The following is a 25,380-nucleotide window of genomic DNA, read 5'->3' as shown; positions in this document are numbered from 1 at the left end:
ATAAGCATGAATAAAACAGTTTTAATTACCGGAGCAACCAGTGGAATAGGAAAATCTACAGCTATTTTATTCGCTGCTAATAAATTTAATTTAGTGTTGTGTGGTAGAAGACAAGAGCGCTTAGATGCCTTGCAGCAAGAGTTAGGTAAAGAAACAAAAGTACATACCTTAAATTTTGATGTGAGGGATAAAGTAGGGGTTTTTGCCGCAATACAATCCTTGCCATCAGATTTTGCTACTATTGATATCCTTATCAATAACGCAGGGAATGCTCATGGTTTAGATACTATTGATGATGGAAATACAGAGGATTGGGACGCAATGTTGGATATTAATGTAAAAGGATTACTCTATGTTTCTAAGGCTGTTATTCCTAAGATGACCGCTAGGAAATCTGGACATATAATTAATATAGGTTCTACAGCAGGCAAAGAAGTGTATCCTAAAGGCAATGTGTATTGTGGTAGTAAACATGCTGTTGATGCCATCACGAAGGGAATGTTGATAGACTTAAACCCTTACGGGATTAGAGTAGGTGCTGTTAATCCTGGTTTGGTAGAAACAGAATTTAGTAAGGTTCGGTTCAAGGGTGATGAAGATAAAGCAGAAAACGTCTACAAAGGATTTCAACCTTTAAAACCAGAAGATATAGCAGATATTATTCATTTTGTAGTCACCAGGCCTTACCATGTAAATATTGCTGACTTAATTGTGATGCCAACAGCTCAGGCGAGCTCAACAATTGTAAATAAAAATTTATGATTAATAAACGCTTGCTTGTGAAAAACCTTCTTGCACACAATGACGAGAATAGTTTTTACGATAAAAAGCGTTTTATAAGTATTGGAGAGCGCGAGGGAAAGGCTAAGTTTTTAAAACATGTTTGCGCCCTTGCAAATAGCAATCCTAAAAATAATTCTTTTATAGTTATTGGGGTAGAAGATGAGGATAATAAAATTGTTGGCGTAGATTTTTTCGATGACAGCAAAATTCAAAACCTAGTTAATGCCTATTTAGATCAGCCACCATTAATTTCCTATGAAAATATTCCTTTTCCTAATTTGCCAGAAGGAAAAGTAGTTGGTTTGGTGACCATAAAGTCTGCGGGTAAAGTCTGTTCACTCCGTAAAAATATCTGGAAATATTATGGAGGCTCTGTGTTTTTTAGAGAGGGGAGCATAAGTTTGCCAAAGGCCTACGATATTGAATTAAAAGACATGAATTCTGAGGCTGTAGCTACCATTGAGTTGCATGCAAGAAATAATATCGAATTAACTTTAGATGGTGTTATAGATTTTATAAACCATCGTCATAAGGATTTGAGCAGCAGCTATAAAGTCTTTAAAGAACAATTTGTAGTTTGCTGGGCGGGTAATAAAAAAAAGGTAGCAAATGAAACCTATTATTCACGTGTAGATATTGAGCTTATAAATGAGCAGGTAAAACTTTTTTATTCTGCCTTAGATGAAATTACTATTCATTATGATGAGGATTCTTTCAATACGGTAGAGTATGTTCAATTGGGGTTAGGAGAACAGCAAAAATATTATCCTTTAGAAAAGGTGAAAATTACCTTTCATGAGAATGGCACCTATACCATCCATAGTCAGTTGGTTTTTGAGGCTCCGCAGTATGATAAAAAAGTGTTACATCATATTTATAATTCCAATGGTGTACTGTTGCAGAAGTTAGAGAAAAATATGGCGTTATCACGATCAGAAACTAAAGATCTAGAATTATTGCCAGCGACCTATCTAATTTGCTTTTTAAACGGATTTGAAGAAGCAAAAGATTTCATGGAAAGTGCAAGGCCGCTTCTGAAAAAAATAAATGGGAAGGTGTATCAGTCTTTAAAAGAATCTTTGCGAATAATGAGAAAAGTAAAATATAATTAATAATTACATCTATTGGTGCTTTTTAAGGAATTAGGTATCTTGATAAAAAATAAATAAACACAAACCGAAATGGGACTATTTGACGAAATAAAGAAAAAACTGAGTCACGAATTTATAGATATTATAGAGTGGCTTGATACTACAGATGATACTATTGTGCATAGATTTGAAAGGTATCAAAATGAAATAAAGAATCAGGCAAAATTAATTGTTCGTGAAGGCCAAGTAGCGGTATTCATTAATGAAGGGCAATTAGCAGATGTTTTTAAACCAGGTACGTATACTTTAGATACTCAAAATTTACCATTGCTTACAACCTTGAAAGGGTGGAAATATGGGTTTGATAGTCCGTTTAAAGCGGAGGTGTATTTTGTAAATAAACATTTATTTACAGATGAAAAGTGGGGTACAAAAAATGCGATTATTTTAAATGATGATCGTTTTGGATTAACTGAAATTAGAGCTTTTGGTACATATAGCTTCCGCATACAAGATGCAGGAAAATTTGTAGTAGATGTGGTAGGTACGGATGGTAATTTTACCAATTATGAAGTCAATGAGCATTTAAAGAGTCTAATTGTTACTCGTTTTACAGATACCGTGGGAGAGGCTAATTTACCTATAGAATTGTATGCTGCAAATACCTCAGAATTGTCTGAAACTTGCCAGGAGGTTATGCAGCCAGAATTTGGTCGTGTCGGTATTCTATTAGAGAAATTCTATATCGAGAACGTTTCTATGCCCGAAGAGCTTAAAAAAGAAATCTTCGAATATTCTAGATTGGATAAACTAGATATGGGCAAACTTACACAGTTCAAGACGGCAAAAGCCATAGAGGAAGCTGCTAAAAATGAAGGTGGTACCGCTGGCGCAGGAATGGGCATGGGTATGGGCTTTGCTTTAGCACAACAAATGGGTGGAATGATGAATCCGCAAATGACACAACAGAGTAATCCTAATATGCAGCAAGCAGCTGTTCCACCACCTATGCCAGTGCAGGTACTATATCATTACGCTGTAAACGGTGCGCAGATGGGGCCTGTTCCTTTTGAGAAATTAAAAGAGCTTTTTGCAAATAGAACGGTAAATAAAGATTCTTTGGTTTGGAAGCAAGGAATGGCCAATTGGTCTGCTTTGCAAGAAATAGAAGAGCTTAAATCGTTTTTAGGAGGTAATACACCACCACCGCTTCCTGTCTCATAATCCTATTTAAATAAAAATAAGTGTTGGTGTGCCATAAATCCAATGTACAGTTTAATGGTAATTCATGGAAGAAACATTTTTAAGTGAACATAAGAAATCATGTGCCAGCTGCGGTGCGGAGCTTAAATTTAAGCCAGGTTCTGATCAGCTAAAATGTGAATATTGTGGTTATGAAGAATTTATAGAGCAAGCAAAAAGTAGCTTTGAAGAGCTAGAGCTTCAGCATTATCTCAAAGTAGTTGGAGACAATGCGTATACAGAAACAATAGAATTACTTCATTGTAAAAACTGTGGTGCCAATCAGCATGTAGAAGAGAATTACAAATCTTTAGATTGCGTGTATTGTGGGGATCCTTTGATTCGAGAAGATGTTGTAAAAGAAGGGTGGATTTTACCCGGGGCATTAGTGCCTTTTCAAATTGATGCTAAAAAAGCCAAAGCGACTTTTAAAGCATGGGTTAGTGGCCTTTGGTTTGCTCCAAACAAATTAAAAAAAGCGGCCTTAGATGCAGAAGGCTTGCATGGTTTGTATGTGCCTCATTGGACTTTTGATGCCAATTTATATGCTACCTATCAAGGACAAAGAGGGGACTATTACTATGAAACACAACGCTACAAAACAAAAAGCGGAACACAAACTAGGCAAGTGCGTAAAACGCGTTGGTCTAGCGCATCTGGTTCTGTAAATGGTTTTGTGGATGATATTTTAATAAATGCTTCTCAAAAAAAGAGAAGAGATATTCCTGCCAAAATTGCACATTGGAACCTGAAGGAATTAGTAGGGTTTAATTCAAAATATTTGTCTGGTTTTGTTACCGAAAAATATACTATTTCTTTAAAAGAAGGGCACCATCAATCTTTTCAGGAAGCAAAAAATATTGCCTATAGTTGGATTCGTGGAGATATAGGCGGAGATACACAAAGGGTAGATCATGCAGATATTAAACTGTCTGATGAAACCTTTAAACATATTTTAGTACCTGTTTATATAAGCTCATACAGCTACAATGGTAAAGAATATCAATTTTATGTCAACGGGCAAACGGGTGCCATTAGTGGCGTGAGGCCTTATTCTTTTTGGAAAATATTTTTTTTAGTACTTTTTATCATCATTATTATAGCAGTTATTGCGATTTTTACACAATCATGAGAGTATTAGCCATAGGAGATATCCATTCAGGATTAAAAGCATTAGAGCAGGTTTTAGCAAAAGCAGAAGTGACCACAGAAGATCAATTGATTTTTTTGGGGGACTATGTGGATGGTTGGAGCCAAGCTACGGAAACCATAAATTACTTGATAGGTTTAAAGAAAACACATAACTGTATTTTTATCCGGGGCAACCATGATGAATTGTGTAAATCTTGGTTAACAGAAGGAAAAGATAATCCTACGTGGTACCAACATGGTGGTGAGGCTACCGCAAATTCTTATGCAAAATTAGACAAGCGCTCTAAAGAATTGCATATTGATTTTTTTAATACATTGGAAGACTATCATTTAGATGAAGATAAGCGTTTGTTTCTTCACGCAGGATTCACTAACTTAAAGGGAGTAGATTTTGAATATTTTTCAAAAACTTTTTACTGGGATAGAACATTGTGGGAATTAGTACTTTCGTTAAATCCTAATTTAACGCCAGATCATGAGTATTACCCCCAACGGTTAATTCATTATTCAGAAATTTTCATAGGGCACACACCGGTAACAAGAATAGGTAAAACTACACCACAGAACGCAGCGAATGTGTGGAATGTAGATACTGGAGCGGCATTTAAAGGTCCTCTTTCTGTTATTGATATTGAAACAAAACAAGTATGGCAAAGTGATCCTGTTTATACATTTTACCCCGATGAAAAAGGGAGAAATTGATTGCCTAAAATATAAAAAGATTATAACCTAATTATAAGTATTATTACGAACTTTGAAAAAAACAGAATATGTCAGCACAAAATATTAGAATAGAAGTAATGCGGGCGATTGAGGAAAAAGTTAATGGTTTTATCGATCAGTACTTAATCCCAATTCAAGACATTTGGCAACCAACAGATTTTTTGCCAGATCCGCAAAGCGATGGATTTCTTGATGCTGTAAAGCAAATACAAGAAGAGTCTAAAGAGCTAGGGTATGACTTTTGGGTTACCATGGTTGCAGATACCGTTACAGAAGAAGCATTGCCAACCTATGAATCTTGGTTGATGGATGTTGAAGGTGTAGATCAGCATGGTGAAAACAAAAATGGTTGGTCTAAATGGGTACGCCATTGGACTGCGGAAGAAAACCGCCATGGAGACGTTTTAAACAAATATTTATATCTATCTGGAAGAGTTAATATGCGTGAGGTAGAGATTACTACACAGCATTTAATTGCAGATGGTTTTGATATAGGTACCGATAGAGATCCTTATAAAAACTTTATATATACTTCTTTTCAAGAGTTAGCTACCAATATTTCGCATAAGCGTGTTGGGCAGATGGCTAAGAAGAAAGGTAATGTTTTATTAGGTAAAATGTGTACGATCATTGCGGGAGATGAGATGCGTCATCACTTGGCTTATAGGGAGTTCGTAAAATCTATTTTTGAGCATGATCCAAATCAAATGATGTTGGCGTTTGCCGATATGATGAAAAAGAAAATTGTAATGCCTGCGCACTTTTTACGTGAGTCTGGTGGTACAATTGGTTCTGCATTTGAGAATTTTTCTAATTGTGCACAACGTTTAGGAGTGTATACGGCATTAGATTATATTGATATTCTTAAGAAATTAAATGCTTACTGGGAGTTAGGTAATATTCGTGCTTTGAATGACGATGGTGAGCGTGCTAGAGATTATTTAATGAAATTACCAGATAGATTGGAACGTATAGCAACGAGAATGAAATTTCCAGAAGATCAGTACCATTTTAAGTGGGTTGATGCTAACGGAAGGTTATAAAAGCAGTAAAGGCGATATTTTAATATCGCCTTTACTATTTAAAGTAGTTTGTATAGAATTACAACTTACCATGCTTATGTTCGTCTTGCCATTTGGTTAATTCAGTCCATTTACCTTCATAACACATTTTTGCTTGCATAGGCCATGAGGCAGGATCATGAATTTTATATCTATTACCTCCGCCATCAAGAACTTTTTGACAATCAGCAACAGATGCGTCAGATAATGCTTTCCATGTTTTAATGCCACTTTCTTTAAACATAGATTCAATTTTCGGCCCAATTCCTTCTACTAATTTTAAGTCATCTTGTTTAATTGTTTTGCCAAAAGCTGCTTTTGCTGCTGCGGCATCAAATGCAATTGCTGGTATTACAGGTGTCACAGGAGTTACTGGGGTTATGGGAGCAACAGCGGCAGGTGGTTCAGGTGCTGCAAAGTTGGAAACAGGAGCAGGTGCTACGGGTTTCGCATTTAATTTCTGCTGACAGGCATATAAATCTGCTTTTAAGCGTGCATTTTTTTCTTCACACATGTTCAAATCTGCAGAATTATCAATAGTAGTATTCCCTGATTTTCCTAAAAGATACCCTAAGATTGCACAAATAATTCCGACTAAAGCTGGGATGATCCAACACCAAATATTTAAGTTTTCAAAATTCATTTTAATATGTATTTATTGTTTAGGTGATTATTTAGTTTAAGGTGATAACCGTTCTTCTGTTTTGACTGCGACCTTCTTCGGTATCATTGGAAGCAATTGGACTGTCTGGCCCTTTTGAGGTAGCTATGATTTTTGAAGCCTCAATACCGTTGTCACTGAGGTATTGCTTTGCGAAGTCTGCGCGTTTTTGTCCTAAGCCAATATTTGTAATTCTATTTCCTTGGCTGTCGGTATGGCCAACAACACTGCAATTGGCCCCTGCTACCTTATCAAGATATTTAGAGATGTCTGCAATTTTTTGACGCTCATCAGCGGTAAGGTTTATAGAGGCTTCGCCAGTATTAAAGTAAAGTACTAGTGGGTCTGCTTTAATCTTGTCATAAAGCGCTTTCATCTCGTCTTCTAGGTCTTCGTGCTCATTTGAGAAAGCGTAGCTTACAGGTCCTAGAAATACGTTTTCAGAAGAGCTTATCATGTCTTCCTTCAGTGCTCCTAAAATATTTAAGGAAGATGAAGGTATCCCTTGTGCAACCAAATGATTTTTAATGGCATTTGCTCTGGCGATACCTAGATTTGGAAAAGCAGATTTATTAGCTTCATCGCTAGTATAAAAGCCTGTAATGTCAAATACTTTACTTGCATTTTCTCCTAAATAAGATTTAATTCCGTCAATGCCTTCCGTTACTTTTGCTGATAAAGGCATTAAAATGGAAGAGGAAGATCTGTTGAAATTAAAATTATCATTGGTTTCATAAGAAAAAGACCCATCCGAAAATTTAAAAGGATATGCCGTTGCTTCTGGCAGGCTTTCTTCTGCAACCTTAGTTTCTGTAATTTCTGTGGTTTCCTCACAACAGCTACAACAGGTCATAAAGAAATAGGTGCCTAGTAGAATGGTAATGATTATTCCTAAGAGGTAAAAGGTTTTTTTTGTCATTGTTAATGGTTATTTAGGGTTAACTACACCAAAGTATTAAAAAAAACCTTAAAATGTTAAATTTTTCTATATTAAATATTCATTATCAAACAGATAACTAATTGTGAGTGTTAAATTATGTTGCGGAAGTAGGAAGTTAAAAATCATCAAACCATACAGTTTTTCCTACCATCTGTACGAAAATAGGCGTGTTTTTAAACTTAATTTTAGATATTAGAACTGTAAAAAAGAAACCCTTATTTCTCCCGACAAAGTTCCGGCATTGAAATAAGGGTTTTTATATAAAGAAGCAGTTTTTATAAAAATAAAAATTGCTTTAAACTTTTTTGATTAGTTAGTTGTAAGCCACGTAATATGTAATAAGATATTATGTGGCTTTTTTACAACTTAAAGATCAAATTTGATTCCTTGAGCAAGAGGGAGCTCTGTAGTGTAATTTATGGTGTTTGTTTGTCTACGCATATAAACTTTCCAAGCATCTGATCCAGACTCACGTCCTCCGCCAGTTTCTTTTTCTCCTCCAAAAGCACCACCAATTTCGGCACCAGAAGTACCAATGTTTACATTGGCTATACCGCAATCAGATCCTTGTACAGATAAGAAAGCTTCTGCTTCACGTAAATTGTTGGTCATTACGGCAGACGATAAGCCTTGAGCAACTCCGTTTTGAAGTTTTAAAGCATCATGAATATCTCCGGTGTATTTTAGTAAATATAGAATAGGAGCAAAAGTTTCATGCTGAACAATTTCAAAATTATTTTTAGCTTCTGCAATGGCTGGTTTTACATAGCATCCAGATTCATAACCTTCACCAGAAAGTACGCCACCTTCAACTACAATAGTACCACCCTCTGCTTTTACTTTCGCCAATGCAGCTTCGTACATTTTCACAGCATCCGTATCTATAATGGGGCCCACATGATTATTTTCGTCTAATGGGTTGCCAATACGTAATTGTCCATATGCTTTTACTACAGCATCTTTAACGGTATCATAAACAGATTCGTGGATAATTAAACGTCTTGTAGAGGTGCAACGTTGTCCTGCGGTACCTACGGCACCAAAGACCGCGCCAATAACCGTCATTTTAATATCTGCGTCTGGTGTCACAATGATGGCATTGTTTCCGCCTAATTCTAATAAGGACTTTCCTAAACGGCCAGCAACAGTTTGAGCAACAATTTTGCCCATTCTTGTAGATCCTGTAGCCGAAATTAATGGTATTCTAACATCGCTAGTCATATACTCTCCTACCTTATGGTCACCATTTATTAGGCAAGAAATACCTTCAGGTAAGTTGTTTGCTTTAAGAACTTCGGCTGCAATATTTTGGCAAGCTACACCACATAAAGGTGTTTTTTCTGATGGTTTCCAAACACAAACATCACCACAAATCCATGCTAAAGCAGTATTCCATGCCCAAACAGCAACAGGAAAATTAAAAGCTGAGATAATACCAACCACTCCTAAAGGGTGATACTGCTCATACATTCTATGTCCTGGACGTTCAGAGTGCATGGTAAGTCCGTGAAGTTGTCTTGACAATCCAACAGCAAAATCACAGATATCTATCATTTCTTGAACCTCACCTAGCCCTTCTTGGTATGATTTTCCCATTTCATAAGAAACCAATTTTCCTAAGGCTTCTTTTTTCTCTCTCAATTTATCACCAAATTGTCTTACAATTTCCCCTCTTTGTGGAGCTGGCATCGTTCTCCAAGTTGCAAATGCTTTAGTCGTAGCATCCATCACTTTGTCGTAATCTGCTTTTGTGGTTGTGGTTACTTTAGCAATTAATAGACCATCAACTGGGGAGTAAGAAGAAATCTCTTCGCCTGAGCTAAAAAATTCTGATCCTGTTGAGGTTCCTAAATTACTATCTGAAATACCTAAGGTCTTCAGGGCAGTATCAATTCCAAAGTTTTCTGCTATTTTTGACATTTTATAACTTTTTAGACGTGTTTTGTTACATTTGTTTCAAAGTTACAAATATTATCTTACAAAAATGTTATTGGAGAAACACTAAAATTATACCAATAAGGGCAGGGATAGTTTGTACAAACATAATTTTCTTATCTACTGTTGCGGTGCCATATATTCCAGCGATAGCCACGCAACTTAGGAAAAATAGGGCAATATTATTTTGCCATTCTAGGGTATCTATAAAAAAAGTCCATAGAAGTCCAGCTGCTAAAAAACCATTGTATAAGCCTTGATTGGCAGCCATGGCTTTAGTGGGTTCAAATAAGTCTTTTGGAAAACTACTAAAGACTTTTCTTCCTTTGGTAGTCCAAGCAAACATTTCAAACCATAGAATATAAATGTGTATGAAGGCAATGAATCCAATACAAATTTTGAGTGCGATATTCATAGTTTATTTTTTTGCTATAAAGCGTTCATCAACAGGCATTACCGTACCACAGTTATCACAAGTTCGTAATGCTTTAGAACTGTAGAAGTGTTTAAAATGTGCTAAAAAATCTTTTTCAATATCATTAAGTGTAAAGTAGGTTTCATATAATTTGTGATTGCAATTATCACAAAACCAAAGTAAGCCATCATCTACGTTCATGTGGTTTCTTTTTCGTTCAATCACAAGGCCAATAGAATTGTCTTGTCTTGCAGGAGAATGCGGAACTTTGGCTGGGTGCAAATACATGTCTCCAGGACCTAAAGCCATGGTTTTCTTTACACCATCTTCCTGTATGTGTACTTCAATATTACCTTCTAATTGGTAAAATAATTCTTCCGTTTCATTGTAATGGTAATCTTTACGTGCATTAGGTCCTGCAACGATCATAACAATATAATCGCCAGCATCTTTATATAAATTTTTATTACCAACCGGTGGTTTTAGAGAAGCTCTGTTTTCTGAAACCCACTTATTCAAATTAAAGGGAGGGGCAATTGCCATAGTATTAGTTTTTTTACGAAAGTTAAAAAAACTAATACTAAAACGGTAGAAAATTAACTGATATTGCTAAATATAATGGGTGTAACCAATGATCAGCATTTAAGCTTGATCCTTTTAGAGGTGCGATAAACTGTTTACTTATAATAAAGTTGTGTAAAATAATATGTGCCATCAGTGGCTGTTTTAACACTTACGGCAGAATGTGTAAAATCGCCTTCAATAGCTTTTCTATGTACATTACTGGCCATCCATGCATTAAATGTGCTAAGGGCGTCGGTATAACTTTTCGCTACGTTTTCGGAGATTAAAGTAGCGTTCACTTCAGAGGAAAAATTGGAAGCTCTAGCGCTAAAATTGTCATGACTGGTGCTGCCATTTGAAATCATGTAATCTGTATGTAAATTGGCATATTTGTAAGCGATACTGCTATATTCCAAATTTTTCAGATCGTTCTTAACTCTATAGTTGTTCACTAGAGTCATTAATTCATTTTCTACGGTAATCACATTCTTAGATTCTATTATAACTGTATTGCTTAAAGACTCTGTACTACAAGAGTAAATAACGAATACAAATAAAACTAAGATTGCCGGTTGCATTCTCATTTTCATATAAGTTCTATTTGTAAGTAGTAAGAGGTAGAAATGGGGGGATTTCTAGTGTTCTTTTGGTTCTCGTAAACCGTTCTTCTAAGATTGTGAAAATAAACAAAACAAGCTGTATAATGTGTTGTTTTTTCGATGAAATACATGGTTTTTAATAAATATGACACTTTTTGTCATAAATAGTTGGCATTAATATAATAGAACTCTGATTCTTATGTTTAAGGAATAGTCGGTGCGGTAAATTTTCTAATATTTCACTGTTTTCAGTGATTTAGATCTTTATAAACCCTTTATATTTACAAGTAGTAAAAAACCAACCTATGAAACTAAAATACCTTCAAATTGTCAGTTTACTTTTTCTTGTCCTTGCCGGATGTAAAGACAAAGTAAATACCATGGAAAATCAATCAGACAACCTCAATAAGTATCAGGAGTATGTTAGTGAGGTTACCCACGGAATTATTTCTGCAAGAAGCGAAGTAAGGCTTGTTATGAAACAACCTGTAGCTTCATGGGAAAGTGGCAAAGAATTGAATGATGTTTTAACTGTTTCTCCAAAAGTTAGTGGGAAAGTTGTTGTTTTAGATGACAGGACTATCTCGTTTGTTCCTGAAAAAGCATTTAAGCAGAATACAGAATATGCTTTTACGTTTGATTTAGAACAGGTGATCACAGATGTTCCTGAAGATTTAGAAGAATTAACGTTTGTCATCAAAACTTTGGAACAACAGTTTTCTATATACACGAATCCTATACAGTCTTATTCAAAGGAGAAACAATACATAGAAGGACAATTACGTAGTGCAGATGTGTTGTCTTTGGAGGTAGCAAAACAATTGGTAAACGTTACGCAAAATGGAAAAGAGATAAAAATAAAATTTGATGACACGGTAAAAGAAGGAATGCTTTTTCAATTTAAAATTGATAGTATACAGCGTTTTGAAGAAGATAGTGAGTTGCAGATTTCTTGGGATGGCGCTAAACATGATATAGCTACCAAAGGAGAAAATAAAATAGTAATTCCGGGTAAAAATAACTTTGTTGTTCTTGATGTTGTCGTAAAGAACACAGGAAAGCCGCAAGTGTTGATTAATTTTTCTGATCCTCTTAAGAAAGATCAGAATTTCAAAGGTTTGGTGGTTTTAGAAGGCGATAATTCTTTAAAGTATAGTGTGTCAGGAAACACGCTTAAAGTATATCCTTCTAATGAAATTAACGGCACAGCACAATTAGAGGTGTTTGATGGAATTTCTAGTGCAGATGGTTTTAAACTGAAAACTAAATTTAAAGAGTTGATTGCTTTTGAGCAAATAAAGCCACAAGTAAGATTGCTTTCAAATGGATCTATTTTACCTTCTTCCAGTAATCTTAAAATTAATTTTGAGGCCGTAAATTTAAAGTATGTAGATGTTTCTGTGCTTCGGGTGTATGAGAATAATGTACTTCAATTTTTGCAGAATAATAACCTTAATGGTAACTACGGCTTAAAACAAGTAGCGAGACCAATAGCCACTAAGCGTTTAGAATTGGTGAGTAACTTAAGTGTTAATACTGGTAAATGGTCTGCACACGCTTTAGATTTAAAAGAATTAATTACTCCAGAACAAGGAGCTATCTACCGTGTAGAATTTTCGTTTAAGCCTTCTTATAGTACCTATAGTTGTGAGGAGACTAATTATGAGGACGAGGAAGATGTTGAAGAAAGTTATGATGAAGAATCAGAAGCTAGTTCTTGGGATGGTGTAGAAGAGTATTATGATGATTACTCGTATAACTATGATTGGAGTGAGCGTGAGAATCCTTGTCATACTTCTTATTATTATGATAAAAAAGTAGGAGTAAATGTTTTGGCTAGTGACCTTGGGGTTACCGTGAAAAAAGGATTAAATAAGAGCTATTTTGTGGCCGTTAGTGACATCGTTACAACAAAGCCTGTCTCTGGAGCAAAGGTTACTTTTTATAATTATCAGCAACAAGCTGTAGGAACCGTTACTACAGAAGCAAACGGTACTTCGTTTTTCGATGCAGAAAATAACCAAGCTTATTTTGTGGTAGCAGAGAATAATGGACAAAAAACATATGTAAAAATCAATGACGGTAATGTATTGTCTGTAAGTAAATTTGATGTTTCTGGAGTTTCTTTACAAAAGGGAATAAAAGGATTTATTTTTGGAGAGCGTGGTGTTTGGAGGCCGGGTGATAATATCTTCTTATCATTTATGTTGAATGATAATGCAAATAAACTACCTGCAAATCATCCTGTGAAATTAGAATTGATAGATCCTTATAATAAAGTGGTTCATCGTGAAGTGAAGACCTATGGTTTGGATAATTTTTATCATTTTAATTTAAAAACAGATGAAAATGCACCTACGGGTAATTGGTTGGCGAAAATATCTGTTGGTGGTGCTTCCTTCACCAAGACGATAAAAATAGAAACCATCAAGCCAAATCGTTTAAAAATTAAAACCGAATTTGATAGTGAGATTTTAGGAGGTTCAAGTCCTATTCACGGAACAATGGAGGTAAAGTGGTTGCATGGCGCGATAGCTAAAAATTTAAATGCGGATATAACTGCAAAATTTAATGCAACAACCACAAGCTTTAAATCGTTCCCGGGGTACATTTTTGATGATCCTACACGTAGCTTTTCATCAGAAGATCAAGTAGTTTTTGATGGTAGCGTAGATGGGGAAGGGAAAGCAAGCTTTAGTATTAATCCGCAATTAAACGGTAATGCTCCTGGAATGCTAAATGCTGCGTTTATTACTAAGGTGTATGAAAACGGAGGCGATTTTAGTACTGATGTGTTTACAAAAACCTATGCCCCATTTAAGACCTATGTGGGTATAAATGTTCCTAAAGGCGATAAGTCAAGAGGAATGCTTCTTACAGATGTAAAACATAAGTTTGAGGTAGTTACGGTAGATGAAAAAGGAAAACCTAAATCAACGAGTAATCTTAAAGTATCTATACATAAAGTAAGCTGGAGATGGTGGTGGGATAATTCTGCTGATAATTTATCATCTTATAGCAGTAGTGAATACCATGAACAAGTTTATGAAGAAACAATCAGTACTTCTTCTAATGGGAAAGGTTCTTTTAATTTTGAATTAAAGTATCCAGACTGGGGTCGTTATTTAGTGCGCGTAGAAGATCAGTCTGGCGGGCATGCTACTGGAAAAGCTGTATATATAGATTGGCCAGGGTGGGCAGGAAAATCACGTAAGAATGATCCTTCTGCAGCTACGATGTTATTGTTTTCAACCGATAAAGAAAAATATAATGTAGGGGAGGATGCTACCATCACTTTCCCAAGTTCAGAAGGTGGCAGAGCATTAGTAACTATAGAAAATGGGAGTGAAGTCTTAGAATCTTTATGGGTAGAGACGACTAAAGGTGAAACTAAATTTAAGTTACCAATAAAGGAAATTTATACGCCCAATGTGTATATAAATATAGCCTTGTTACAACCACATGCCTCTACCTTGAATGATTCTCCTATTCGTATGTATGGTGTGGTAGGAATTGGAGTAGAGAATCCTAAAACAAAACTAGAACCTCAGATTATGATGCCAGAAGTACTGCGTCCTGAGGAAAGTATTACGGTAAAAATTGGAGAAAAGAATAGCAAGGCCATGACCTATACGATTGCTATTGTAGATGAAGGTCTTTTAGATTTAACGCGCTTTAAAACTCCAGATGCCTGGAGTACTTTTTATGCCAGAGAAGCTTTAGGTGTAAAAACTTGGGATATTTATGACGATGTGATAGGTGCCTTTGGTGGGAAAATTAACCAAGTATTTGCTATTGGTGGTGATGATGAACTAGCAGGAGCAAAAAATAAGAAAGCCAATAGGTTTGAGCCAATGGTGGTTCACTTAGGACCGTTTACACTAAAAGCAGGTGAAACTAAATCGCATAAAATTGCCATTCCTAAATATGTAGGTTCTGTAAGAACAATGGTAATTGCAGGGAATGCAGCCAGTGAAGCTTATGGTCTAGCAGAAAAAACAACTCCAGTAAGAAAGCCTTTAATGATCTTGGCTTCGTTACCTAGAAAAATAACGCCAGGTGAAAAAGTAACATTACCAGTGACTGTATTTGCGATGGAGTCTAAAGTGAAAAATGTTACGGTTAAGATAAAACAAGACAAAGCATTTAAGGTGTCTGGGAGTGCTACGCAAACGCTTACGTTTAGTCAGCCAGATGAGAAAATGGTGTATTTTGATTTAGATGTGGCAGATTTTAAAGGGATAGGAAAAGTAGTTGTAGAAGCTTCGGGAGGAGGAGAAACAGCATCTTTTGAAATACCAATAGATGTCGTGAATCCGAACCCTATGACTTCTGAGATTCAAGATATTGTTCTTGAAGCAAATGCAAGTAAGCAAATAGATTTAGAAACTTTTGGTATTGCCGGTAGCAATTCTGTTCAAGTAGAATTTTCAACTTTGCCACCTATGAGTTTCAATGGGCGCATGCAGTACCTAATAAGGTATCCGCATGGTTGTGTAGAACAAACTACTTCTGCTGCATTTCCGCAATTGTTTTTGAGTGATATCTTTGATTTAAGCTTAGCAAAAAAATCAGAAACACAAAAAAATGTTGAAAATGCTATAAAACGCTTAGGAGGGTTCCAGCGACCGGGAGGTGGATTTTCATATTGGCCAGGACTAAGTTCTACAGATGATTGGGGTACAACCTATGCAGGTCATTTTCTGTTAGAAGCAGAGAAGAAGGGGTATGTAATGCCTATCTCCTTTAAATCAAATTGGGTAAAATACCAACAAAATACGGCTAAAAACTGGCGTTCAGGAAGTTCATCTTCAGACCTAGCGCAAGCGTACAGGTTGTACACTTTAGCACTTTCAGGGAATGCAGATATTGCTTCTATGAATCGTTTAAGAGAAACTAGTGGTTTATCTGATGAAAGTAAATTTAGATTGGCAGCTGCTTATGGTTTAATTGGACAAGCAAGCGTGGCACAGCAAATTTTAAAAACAGCGTCATTAACGTTTGAAGCTAGTAAGAATGATTATTATAGTTATGGCTCTTCAGAAAGAAATAGAGCAATGGCATTGGAGACCTATATTTTACTAAAAGATAAAGCAAAAGCACAAGAGTTGGCTAAGGCTATAGCGGCGAGCTTAAAAGAGCAACGTTGGATGAGTACGCAGAGTACTTCGTATAGTCTTCTAGCTATGGGTAAATTTGCCAAAATGGTAGGTGGTAGAGGAATAAAAACGTCGGTAGCTGTAAATGGGAAAACAGAAAGTATTACAACGAGTAAAACTTTAGCCAGCAGAACATTAGAAATAAAGAAAGGAACCAATAGCCTAAGTTTAAAAAACTTAGAAGGTACTATGGTTTATGTAAGTATCATCAATAACGGAATTTTACCTGTAGGAAGTGAGAAAGAAATTCAACGTAATCTAGTGGTAAAAACAGCTTTTAAAAGCCGTGATGGTTCAAGAATTGATGTCTCTGCTATTACTCAAGGAACAGATTTTGTTGCTGAGGTTACCATAACCAATACTACAGGGAGCGCTGTTAAAAATATGGCTTTATCTGAAATATTCCCTAGTGGATGGGAAATTGTAAATACGCGTTTTACAGACTTTGGAAATTTTGCGCAGAATAACGTAACGCATACCGATTTGAGAGATGATCGTGCTAATTTCTATTTTGATTTTAGACTAGGTGAGACAAAAACATTTAGAATATTGTTAAACGCATCCTATTTAGGAACGTATTACCTTCCTGGAGTTCAGGTAGAGGCTATGTATGATAGTGATTATATTGCTAGAACAAAAGGGCAATGGGTAAAAGTAGTTCAATAGGAACATACTAGTAGTGTCTTTTAAGATGGCTATAAAATGTAATAAAGTGTCTATTAATTTAATAGGCACTTTTATTTGTTGTAGAATGAAAATTAGTGTGATTTCAAAAGACATTCTTAGAGGTATTACAATTAATGTCTTTAATTTGATGAGTTTGCAGAGTTGTACAAAGCAATTATTCTTGGAATACAGTTGTTGTTTAATTGGAAGAAGAAACTAAACATTCTTTTTTAGCCCATTCAATAGCATCTGTTAAACAGGTATAACGATAGATATTGGCATTCATAAATAGTTTTTCTAATAGGGTATTGGAATACCCTTTTTTAGAATAGGTAACAATAACATAAGCTTTAAGTCTATAACTACTTTTAAAATACTGTAACCACCCTACAGGATTTACAGAATATTTCTCTACTCTATTGGTAATATAAATTAATCCAGAGCCATTTTCATCGTATAAATTTCCGATATCTTCAGTGACAGTTTTTCCATGATCTTCCCAAGAGAAAACAACACCTTCATTGATCTCAGCAACAACATAACCGGCAAACAGATAAAACGTACCAAATGGGTAGGAAAGTTCGTTGAATGCTTCTTTGTAATAAGGGCTATTTTTAAGCTTTTGCAATATTTGTGTTTTAGAAATTATCATATTAATAAAACAAATGTACTTTGGACGCCTATTATTAGAAGAAAACTATCGTTGAATAACAGAAATATATGCCTGAAATCACCAAATCACTAAATTCGCCACTCGTAAATGAGGAAAATTCGTACATATAAATTTTAATAACCTAGCTTTCAGTCGGTTCAAATTTTAAAATATTACTAAAAATTAGCGCCCCGATTGCTTTTAAAGGTTCGTAGAGTTTAGATTCTTTCTTGGTTTCTTCGTTAATAAGATTGGTGGTTTCTGCCATCGAACTAAAAAAGAGAAGTAGTGCGCCAATGATAATAGATACTTTCAGAGCTCCAAAAATTCCACCAGCTATTTTATTCAAAAATCCAAGCATGGCAAAATCAGCAATCTTGGTCAACAGTTTTGCTGATAAATGAATTAAAACAACAATTATAATAAAGGTTATAACAAAAGAAGCAATATTCATATACTGTTCATTCCAATCCATATTTTCTGCTAAATACGTTCCAGTGATGTAGGAGAAATGTATTGCGCCATAAATACCAGCAATAAGCGCTATGATAGATGCTATTTCAACAAATAAGCCGTTTTTAAACCCTATATAAAACCCCCAAACAAGGATTAATCCAAAAACTATATCTAAAAAATTCATATTGCTTGCTTTAAGGCAAATATAAAACTTTGATTTGTACCTTTGAAAAGAATTAAAAATACTGTGTACCTATTAAGATAAGAATTGTCATAGGTAGTATATGAAGTGCTATTTTTATTCATTGAGATAAATGAAACTATAATGTCAAGAGATATACAATTAAAAGAACGTTGGGATGTGTTGCTAGAAAAATTATCAGCACAATTTGCAGACGGCGATACATTAGAATTAGACGCTATTATTTATTTGGTAGGTGTTCAGGAATTAGGAAAATACCATAGGTCCTACAAAAAGGACGAAAAGCTAGATCTTATGCATATAGCAATTTGTCGTTTATTGGAGCCTTATGGTTTTTATACGTTTGATTATTTTGATGAAGAAGGTTGGCCGCATTATATTATGAAAGAAGAATTACCGCCACTTAAGGCAGGAGAACAATCGGTATTAATGAAAGAAGCGATTGTAAATTACTTTATAGAAAAAGAATATATTAAATAGACGCACCATGAAAGAGCCTTACTATGCCGTAATTTTCACATCTACAAGAACAGATGGTGATCATGGATATGGGGAAATGGCTCAGGAGATGGAGGCCCTTGCGGAAAAAGAACAAGGTTTTATAGGTATTGAAAGTGCAAGGGAAGAAGTGGGTATTACGGTAAGTTATTGGACAAGTTTAGCAGCTATTGCAACTTGGAAAAAAAATTTAGACCATAGGTTTGCTCAGAAAAAAGGTCAAAAAGAGTGGTATTCTTGGTATAAAGTTCGGATTTGTTTGGTTGAAAGAGAGTATGAATTCAATACCCTCACTACTTGAAAGAAAGGCTATTTAAGATTCTAAAAAAGCACCCTAAAAAACTGTTAGTCCTAGCAGTGTTTTTAATTGCCTATTATTTTTGTTTGCCCACAGTATTGTTTAATGCACCCACCGCTACAGTCGTAGAAAGTAAGCAAGGAGAATTATTAGGGGCAAAAATTGCAGATGATGGTCAATGGCGCTTTCCTGTAGTAGATAGTGTTCCTTTTAAATTTAAAACATGCCTTCTTAATTTTGAAGATGCTTATTTTTATAAGCATCCTGGTTTTAATCCGGTTTCAATGTCTAAGGCTATTGGAGCAAACGTAGCAGCAGGAAAAACAGTTCGAGGAGGAAGTACACTCACACAACAAGTAATACGCTTATCTAGAGAGTATAAAAGTCGCTCTTACGCTGAAAAATTTGTAGAACTAATACTAGCAACGCGCTTGGAGTTTAGCTATTCTAAAGAAGAGATTTTAAATCTTTATGCTAGCCATGCTCCGTTTGGAGGAAATGTCGTTGGATTAGAAGTGGCTTCTTGGCGTTATTTTGGACTCTTACCACATCAATTATCTTGGGCAGAATCTGCAACCTTAGCAGTATTACCTAATGCTCCAAGTTTAATATATCCAGGAAAAAATCAATCTAAATTATTATTGAAGAGAAATAGGTTGCTGTTGAAACTCTTCAATCAAGGTGTCATAGATGGGACCACGTACAATTTAGCTTTGTTAGAAGACTTGCCTCAAAAACCTTATGCGTTGCCGCGTTATGCATCACATTTTGTGCATTATGTTGCTAAAACCAAAAAAGGACAACGCATTAAAAGCAGTATCAACCAAGAGCTGCAAAGAAATGTAAATGCTATCGTTCGCAAACAGTATAATACTCTAAAACAAAATCTAGTTTATAATACGGCAGTGTTGGTATTAGATGTAAAAACCAGAAAAGTACTGGCTTATGTGGGTAATGCACCAACAGATAAAGATCATGAGAAAGACGTAGATATGGTGCAAGCCAATAGAAGTACGGGAAGTGTGCTAAAACCTTTGCTTTATGCGGCTATGTTAGATGGTGGGGAATTGTTGCCAGATATGCTAGTGCCAGATGTGCCTACGCAAATTGCGGGGTATACTCCAGAAAATTTTAATGAATCGTATAGTGGTGCTATCGAAGCAAAAAAAGCATTAGCACGGTCGCTGAATATCCCTGCAGTACGTTTATTACAGTCTTATGGTTTAGAAAAATTTAGAGATCAATTAAATGTTTTTGAATTAGGCGGCTTGAATAAAACGGCAGACCATTACGGGTTGACCTTAATCTTAGGGGGGGCAGAAAGTAACCTGTGGGATTTGTGTAAAACCTATGCAAACCTTGCTTCTACCGTAAATCATTATAATAAAAGCTCTAGCGAGTATTTTAAAAATGAATTTACAGAGCCCACCTATTTTCATAATAGTACTTTAGATTTTGGTGCTAAATCTCAAAGCAAAACTGTTTTTGATGCAGGTAGTATTTACCTGACTTTTGAAGCGATGAAAGAAGTGAACAGGCCAGAAGGCAGTGAGTCTTGGGAATTTTATGATTCTAGCAAAGAAATAGCGTGGAAAACAGGAACTAGTTTTGGGAATAAAGATGCTTGGGCAATTGGGGTAACTACAGACTATGTGGTAGGTGTTTGGGTAGGAAATGCAGATGGAGAAGGAAGACCAAATACCACAGGGGTATCTAGTGCCGCGCCTATTTTGTTTGATGTTTTTGATGTGTTACCCAATTCTACTTGGTTTTCTAAGCCTTTAGATGAATTTGTTTCTGTAGTGGTGTGTGCTGAAAGCGGATATTTGGCTACAGAGGTTTGCCCTAAAAAAACGATTGATATTCCTAAAAAGCAAAACTATGTAAGTGCTTGCACCTATCATGAATTGGTTCATTTAGATCAGCATAGGCAGTTTAGAATCAATTCTTCCTGCGAAGATTTATCAAACACAGTTACAGCGTCTTGGTTTGTACTTCCTCCCTTAATGGAGTATTATTACAAGCGCACACATCCATCGTATAAAACACTGCCTGAATTTAGAAATGATTGCGTTTCTGTTATGGTGCCAACTATGGAGTTCATCTATCCTAAAGATAGAAGTCGCATTACTTTAGCTAAAAATTTTGAAGGGAAAAAAAATGAGCTCGTTTTAAAATTGGCACATGCGAAGCCCGAGACAAGAGTATTTTGGTATTTAAATAGTACGTACCTTAAAGAAACTAAGGATTTTCATGAACTTGCTATTTTACCAGATGAAGGTGATCATACGATATCAGTAGTTGATGAACTAGGAAATGAGGCTAGCATCGTGATCACCATTCAATAGGAATTGAGCTTAATCCAATTTATCGGTTAGGTCTTTGAATATTTTCTTGGCATTTTTATCATTGTAAAGCACTTGATAAACAGCATCTAAAATGGGCGTTTTAGATTTCTTTTTTCTATCGTTGTTTAGTTTGTAGGCACTTTTTGTTGCGTAGAACCCTTCTGCAACCATTTTCATTTCCATCATGGCACTTTTAACCGTGTAGCCTTTTCCTATCATATTCCCAAACATCCTGTTTCTACTAAAAACAGAATAGCCGGTTACTAATAAGTCGCCCAAATAGGCAGAGTTATTAATATTACGTTTCATGCTATGTACTCTTTTAATGTAACGTTTCATTTCGCGAATAGCATTACTCATAAGGACACTCTGGAAATTATCGCCATATCCTAAGCCATGAGCAATTCCGGCAGCAATAGCATAGATGTTTTTTAGCATTGCAGCGTATTCTGTACCTATGATATCATCAGAAATCTTTGTTTTGATATAATCGCTACTTAAATGTTCTGCTACAATTTCTGCTTTATGTTTGTCACCACATGCAATGGTTAGGTAAGATAAGCGCTCTAAAGCAACCTCTTCTGCGTGACAAGGACCCGTAATTACTCCAATATTTTCATAAGGAATAGTGTATTTTTTATGTAAATGCTCTCCAACAATGAGTCCAGTTTCTGGAACAATACCTTTAATTGCAGAAAACAAGGTCTTTCCTTTTAAAGAAACGGTTAGTTTAGATAGTTCTGCCTCTAAAAAAGCCGAGGGTACTACAAAAATGATAATATCAGCATTGCTTACGGCAATATTAATATCATTGGTTAATTGTAATTGCGTAGTATCAAACTCTACAGAGCTTAAATAATTAGGATTATGTCCTTGTGTTTCTATATGTTCTATGGCATCCGTATTGCGCATAAACCATTGTAAGGTGTCTACATTTTCTGTTAACATTTTTACAATTGCAGTTGCCCAACTTCCACCGCCCAAAACGGCAAATTTCAAATCTCTATTCATAATTCAATCTTTAAAAAATTAAAGTATTGTCTTTCTCCAAGGCTTAATAAAACCCATCTGTCTTTTGCAAAATTAGTCAAAATCAAGATAATATAAAATGATGATAATCAGTACTATAATATTTTTGGCACGAGAATTGTTTTATACCTAGCAACCATAAAATTTTAGATTATGAAAATAAAATTACTATTCGGATTTGTATTCCTAGGATTATTAGCTTCTTCATGTTATACAGAAGTTATTGTAGCAGATGATTTTATTGAGGAACCAGTGTTTAACGTTAATCAGGTTCTAGCATCAAAAGATTTATGGTACATAGATATTAATGCAACACAAGGAAATGGCGAAGTGCCATTTTTACAAAGAGCATTTACAGTTTCTTTTGTTGGGGGTACATTATATGCAAATAATAACTTAGTAGGTATTGGTAAATCTGGAAACGGCTTTGGTATAGATGTAGGCGTCTATGATGGCGCTCGTGGTCTTTTAGAAATAGATCACGACCTAGATGGCTTTTATGATCTAGAAGTTTTTGTAGTGAATAATGCTACAATAGAACTATACCATAGAAGAACAGATACGTCTTATTTTTTAAGGGGATACCAACGCAGCAATTTTGATTATGATATGGTGTTCTACGAGAATATTAAGTATTTCTTACAAGAATATGATGCATGGGAAAAAGTATTTACCAGTCAGGCAGGAGCAATAAACGATTTTGATAATGAGCATTTCTTACAATTTTTATCCGGAGACAATGGTGACTTTTTTAGATCATCTATAGATGGGCCAGGAACTAGTGTTGGTAATTTACAGTGGGATTTTGAAGGGGATTATCAAGTATATGATATAGCAAATGATGACTCTTTAAAAGCATTAACCTTAAGTTATGATTTTATAGGTGATGATTATTTTGAATTATATGTAATTAATGATGGTACTATAGAATTGTATCATCCGGATAGCGGAACTTCTTATGAATTTAAAGGACGTGGGTATATTCAATACTTAAAATCGGAGGATGCTGCTAATGCCAAAAAGAGGGTAAAAGTTTCTAACCCTACAATGAAGGTAACAAGACAGAAAAAATAGAAGAATTTTTAGTTGGTAGGTTGTTTAAACCGCTGTGAGAGTAAGCTCTTGCAGCGGTTTTTTAGTATAAAATTTTTAATTCTATTTAAGAATTGCTAAAAAGTAAAGGGCTAATCTGTTAATTATGTTATAATTAGAGGTAGGTGGTATTGCGCAGTTGAAAAGTGGTACTTTTGCAACTTCAAAAAAATTAGTACAAGAAATGAATTTTATCAAAAAACTTACTTCCAATCCTAAAAACGATTTTTTCGCAGGAGTTACAGTTTCCCTAGCGATGATTCCTGAGGTAGTTGCTTTTGCTTTTGTGGCAAACATAGACCCCTTAGTTGCCTTGTCAGGTGCATTTATTATTGGATTAATTACGGCCATATTTGGGGGTAGACCAGGGTTAATTTCTGGAGCTGCGGGTGCTGTAGCTGTAATTTTTGTAAACTTAATTAAAGAAGGTCATGTAAGAGGTTTAGAATTTGATATTCCGGTGGAAAATATGGGCTACTATTACCTATTAGGAGCCGTTATTTTAATGGGGATAATTCAAATATTTGCTGGGGTTTTAAAACTGGGTCGCTTTGTGCGTTTAATTCCGCATTCTGTAATGATGGGATTTGTAAACGGTTTAGCTATTGTAATATTCATGGCTCAAGTAAAAATGTTTAGCCATAAAGTGCCTAATACAGATCCTGATGCTGTTGAGAAATATATGAGTGTATTTATGCATGGCCCTGAATTATTTTTTATGATTGGGTTGGTGTTATTTACGATGGCTATCATTCATTTTTTACCAAAGCTTACCACGAAAATTCCTGCTGCGTTAACCGCTATTTTGATTACCACATTTGGAGTTATTCTTTTAGATTTAGATGTAACTACAGTAGGATCTTATATTAGAGAAGGTGGTGGAGATGGTTTAAGTGGTGAATTTCCAACACCAAATAAAGAATTATGGCAATTGTTGCCTTTCAATTTAGATACGTTTACGTTTATCTTGCCTTACGCTTTCTTAGCAGCTAGTGTGGGTTTAATTGAAAGTTTAATGACCTTAAATTTAGTAGATGAATTAACTGATAGCCGCGGTAGAGGTAATAAAGAATGTGTTGCACAAGGTATGGGTAACATTGCTAGTGGTTTACTAGGAGGTACTGGTGGTTGTGGTATGATTGGCCAAACGGTAATTAATATCAATGCTAAAGGTAGAGGTCGTTTATCAGGTATTGTAATGGCATTAACCTTACTTTCATTTATTTTATTTGCAGATACCTATATAGAGCAAGTTCCAATAGCAGCGTTGATTGGAGTGATGTTTATGATGGTAATAGAAACTTTTGCATGGTCTAGTTTTAGAATCTTAAAGAAAATACCTAGATCGGATGCTTTTGTATTAATAGCAGTATCAGCAATCACTGTATTTTTCGATTTAGCAATAGCAGTATTCATTGGTGTTATTATATCAGCTCTTGCGTTTTCTTGGGAAAATGCTAAGCGAATTAGGGCTAGAAAAAGTACGGATGAAAACGGAGTTAAAACCTATGAAATATTTGGTCCATTGTTCTTTGGTTCTACCACTGGTTTTACAGAAAAGTTTGACGTTGCAAATGATCCTGAAGAGGTTGTTATAGATTTTAAAGATAGTCGTATTGCAGATATGTCTGGGATTGAAGCGATTAATAAACTTTCAGAACGCTACAAGAATGCAGGCAAGAAATTGCACTTAAAACACTTGAGTAAGGATTGTATTAAATTATTAGCTACAGCAGATGATATTGTTGATGTGAACGTTTTAGAAGACCCTAAATATAAAGTTGTTGCAGATGGTTTTAATTATGATGATTAAA

Annotated in this window: 21 protein-coding genes; 12 read left to right on the top strand and 9 right to left on the bottom strand. The window is 35.3% G+C overall.

Annotation, left to right across the window (positions count from 1 at the left end):
- Positions 1-6 precede the first annotated feature (6 nt).
- The 6 genes from BLQ19_RS06110 (at position 7) to BLQ19_RS06085 (ending at position 6,034) form a co-directional block, all read left to right on the top strand.
- The gene (locus tag BLQ19_RS06110; RefSeq protein ID WP_025616456.1) at positions 7-762 is read left to right on the top strand and encodes an SDR family NAD(P)-dependent oxidoreductase; all 756 of its coding nucleotides are present in this window, start codon (positions 7-9) and stop codon (positions 760-762) included.
- Positions 759-1,895, top strand: a complete 1,137-nt coding sequence (locus tag BLQ19_RS06105) for an ATP-binding protein (protein WP_025616457.1) — start codon at positions 759-761, stop codon at positions 1,893-1,895. The genes BLQ19_RS06110 and BLQ19_RS06105 overlap by 4 nt, the downstream gene beginning before the upstream one ends.
- Before the next feature lie 69 nt (positions 1,896-1,964).
- On the top strand, positions 1,965-3,098 hold the full coding sequence (locus BLQ19_RS06100) for an SPFH domain-containing protein (protein WP_074537751.1): 1,134 nt from the start codon (positions 1,965-1,967) through the stop codon (positions 3,096-3,098).
- 64 nt (positions 3,099-3,162) lie between these two features.
- On the top strand, positions 3,163-4,248 hold the full coding sequence (locus BLQ19_RS06095) for a TFIIB-type zinc ribbon-containing protein (RefSeq protein ID WP_024482593.1): 1,086 nt from the start codon (positions 3,163-3,165) through the stop codon (positions 4,246-4,248).
- Positions 4,245-4,970, top strand: a complete 726-nt coding sequence (locus BLQ19_RS06090) for a metallophosphoesterase family protein (protein ID WP_024482594.1) — start codon at positions 4,245-4,247, stop codon at positions 4,968-4,970. The genes BLQ19_RS06095 and BLQ19_RS06090 overlap by 4 nt, the downstream gene beginning before the upstream one ends.
- A gap of 68 nt (positions 4,971-5,038) precedes the next feature.
- A complete protein-coding gene (locus tag BLQ19_RS06085) occupies positions 5,039-6,034 on the top strand; it encodes an acyl-ACP desaturase (RefSeq protein ID WP_024482595.1) in 996 nt (331 codons plus the stop codon).
- Positions 6,035-6,092: 58 nt separating this feature from the next.
- On the opposite strand, the gene BLQ19_RS06080 is transcribed toward BLQ19_RS06085, so the two are convergent.
- The 6 genes from BLQ19_RS06080 to BLQ19_RS06055 form a co-directional block, all read right to left on the bottom strand.
- A complete protein-coding gene (locus tag BLQ19_RS06080) occupies positions 6,093-6,695 on the bottom strand; it encodes a helix-hairpin-helix domain-containing protein (protein ID WP_029447672.1) in 603 nt (200 codons plus the stop codon).
- A 31-nt stretch (positions 6,696-6,726) separates the two neighbouring features.
- Positions 6,727-7,632 (bottom strand): OmpA family protein, encoded by a 906-nt coding sequence (locus BLQ19_RS06075; protein ID WP_074537750.1) that lies wholly within the window; start codon positions 7,630-7,632, stop codon positions 6,727-6,729.
- 387 nt (positions 7,633-8,019) lie between these two features.
- Positions 8,020-9,573 carry an L-piperidine-6-carboxylate dehydrogenase gene (gene amaB / locus BLQ19_RS06070; protein WP_074537749.1) on the bottom strand — a complete coding sequence of 518 codons (1,554 nt, stop codon included), beginning with the start codon at positions 9,571-9,573 and terminating at the stop codon, positions 8,020-8,022.
- Between the two features lie 67 nt (positions 9,574-9,640).
- Positions 9,641-10,003 (bottom strand): DUF1304 domain-containing protein, encoded by a 363-nt coding sequence (locus BLQ19_RS06065; RefSeq protein ID WP_029447675.1) that lies wholly within the window; start codon positions 10,001-10,003, stop codon positions 9,641-9,643.
- A gap of 3 nt (positions 10,004-10,006) precedes the next feature.
- The gene (locus BLQ19_RS06060; RefSeq protein ID WP_074537748.1) at positions 10,007-10,546 is read right to left on the bottom strand and encodes a 3-hydroxyanthranilate 3,4-dioxygenase; all 540 of its coding nucleotides are present in this window, start codon (positions 10,544-10,546) and stop codon (positions 10,007-10,009) included.
- Positions 10,547-10,680: 134 nt separating this feature from the next.
- On the bottom strand, positions 10,681-11,157 hold the full coding sequence (locus BLQ19_RS06055) for a CAP domain-containing protein (protein WP_024482601.1): 477 nt from the start codon (positions 11,155-11,157) through the stop codon (positions 10,681-10,683).
- 314 nt (positions 11,158-11,471) lie between these two features.
- Here BLQ19_RS06055 and BLQ19_RS06050 point away from each other — a divergent pair, with 314 nt between their 5' ends.
- Positions 11,472-16,991, top strand: a complete 5,520-nt coding sequence (locus BLQ19_RS06050; RefSeq protein ID WP_074537747.1) for an alpha-2-macroglobulin family protein — start codon at positions 11,472-11,474, stop codon at positions 16,989-16,991.
- A 199-nt stretch (positions 16,992-17,190) separates the two neighbouring features.
- Here the strand turns inward: BLQ19_RS06050 and BLQ19_RS06045 are convergent, their stop codons facing one another.
- Entirely contained in the window at positions 17,191-17,619 is a 429-nt protein-coding gene (locus BLQ19_RS06045; protein WP_226989947.1) for a hypothetical protein, read from the bottom strand.
- Between the two features lie 166 nt (positions 17,620-17,785).
- A complete protein-coding gene (locus BLQ19_RS06040) occupies positions 17,786-18,283 on the bottom strand; it encodes a CvpA family protein (protein WP_025616465.1) in 498 nt (165 codons plus the stop codon).
- 141 nt (positions 18,284-18,424) lie between these two features.
- On the opposite strand from BLQ19_RS06040, the gene BLQ19_RS06035 reads away from it, so the two are divergent.
- Genes BLQ19_RS06035 through pbpC form a run of 3 tightly spaced genes read left to right on the top strand, consistent with a single transcriptional unit; the run spans position 18,425 to position 21,445 of the window.
- Entirely contained in the window at positions 18,425-18,781 is a 357-nt protein-coding gene (locus BLQ19_RS06035) for a hypothetical protein (RefSeq protein WP_024482605.1), read from the top strand.
- Between the two features lie 7 nt (positions 18,782-18,788).
- On the top strand, positions 18,789-19,100 hold the full coding sequence (locus BLQ19_RS06030) for an antibiotic biosynthesis monooxygenase family protein (RefSeq protein ID WP_024482606.1): 312 nt from the start codon (positions 18,789-18,791) through the stop codon (positions 19,098-19,100).
- The gene (gene pbpC, locus BLQ19_RS06025) at positions 19,097-21,445 is read left to right on the top strand and encodes a penicillin-binding protein 1C (protein ID WP_074537746.1); all 2,349 of its coding nucleotides are present in this window, start codon (positions 19,097-19,099) and stop codon (positions 21,443-21,445) included. Before BLQ19_RS06030 ends, pbpC begins: the two co-directional genes overlap by 4 nt.
- 9 nt (positions 21,446-21,454) lie before the next feature.
- Here pbpC and BLQ19_RS06020 read toward each other — a convergent pair whose 3' ends face one another.
- Positions 21,455-22,456, bottom strand: a complete 1,002-nt coding sequence (locus tag BLQ19_RS06020) for an NAD(P)H-dependent glycerol-3-phosphate dehydrogenase (RefSeq protein ID WP_074537745.1) — start codon at positions 22,454-22,456, stop codon at positions 21,455-21,457.
- Positions 22,457-22,627: 171 nt separating this feature from the next.
- Between BLQ19_RS06020 and BLQ19_RS06015 the strand changes: the two genes are divergently transcribed.
- Complete coding sequence (locus BLQ19_RS06015) at positions 22,628-23,548, top strand: nicotinic acid mononucleotide adenyltransferase (RefSeq protein ID WP_074537744.1); 921 nt, start codon at positions 22,628-22,630, stop codon at positions 23,546-23,548.
- 202 nt (positions 23,549-23,750) lie between these two features.
- Positions 23,751-25,379 carry a SulP family inorganic anion transporter gene (locus tag BLQ19_RS06010; protein ID WP_074537945.1) on the top strand — a complete coding sequence of 543 codons (1,629 nt, stop codon included), beginning with the start codon at positions 23,751-23,753 and terminating at the stop codon, positions 25,377-25,379.
- Position 25,380 lies beyond the last annotated feature (1 nt).

The sequence above is a fragment of the Cellulophaga baltica genome (assembly GCF_900102165.1).
Classification (GTDB): domain Bacteria; phylum Bacteroidota; class Bacteroidia; order Flavobacteriales; family Flavobacteriaceae; genus Cellulophaga; species Cellulophaga baltica.
This window is presented reverse-complemented; position numbering and strand designations above follow the sequence as displayed.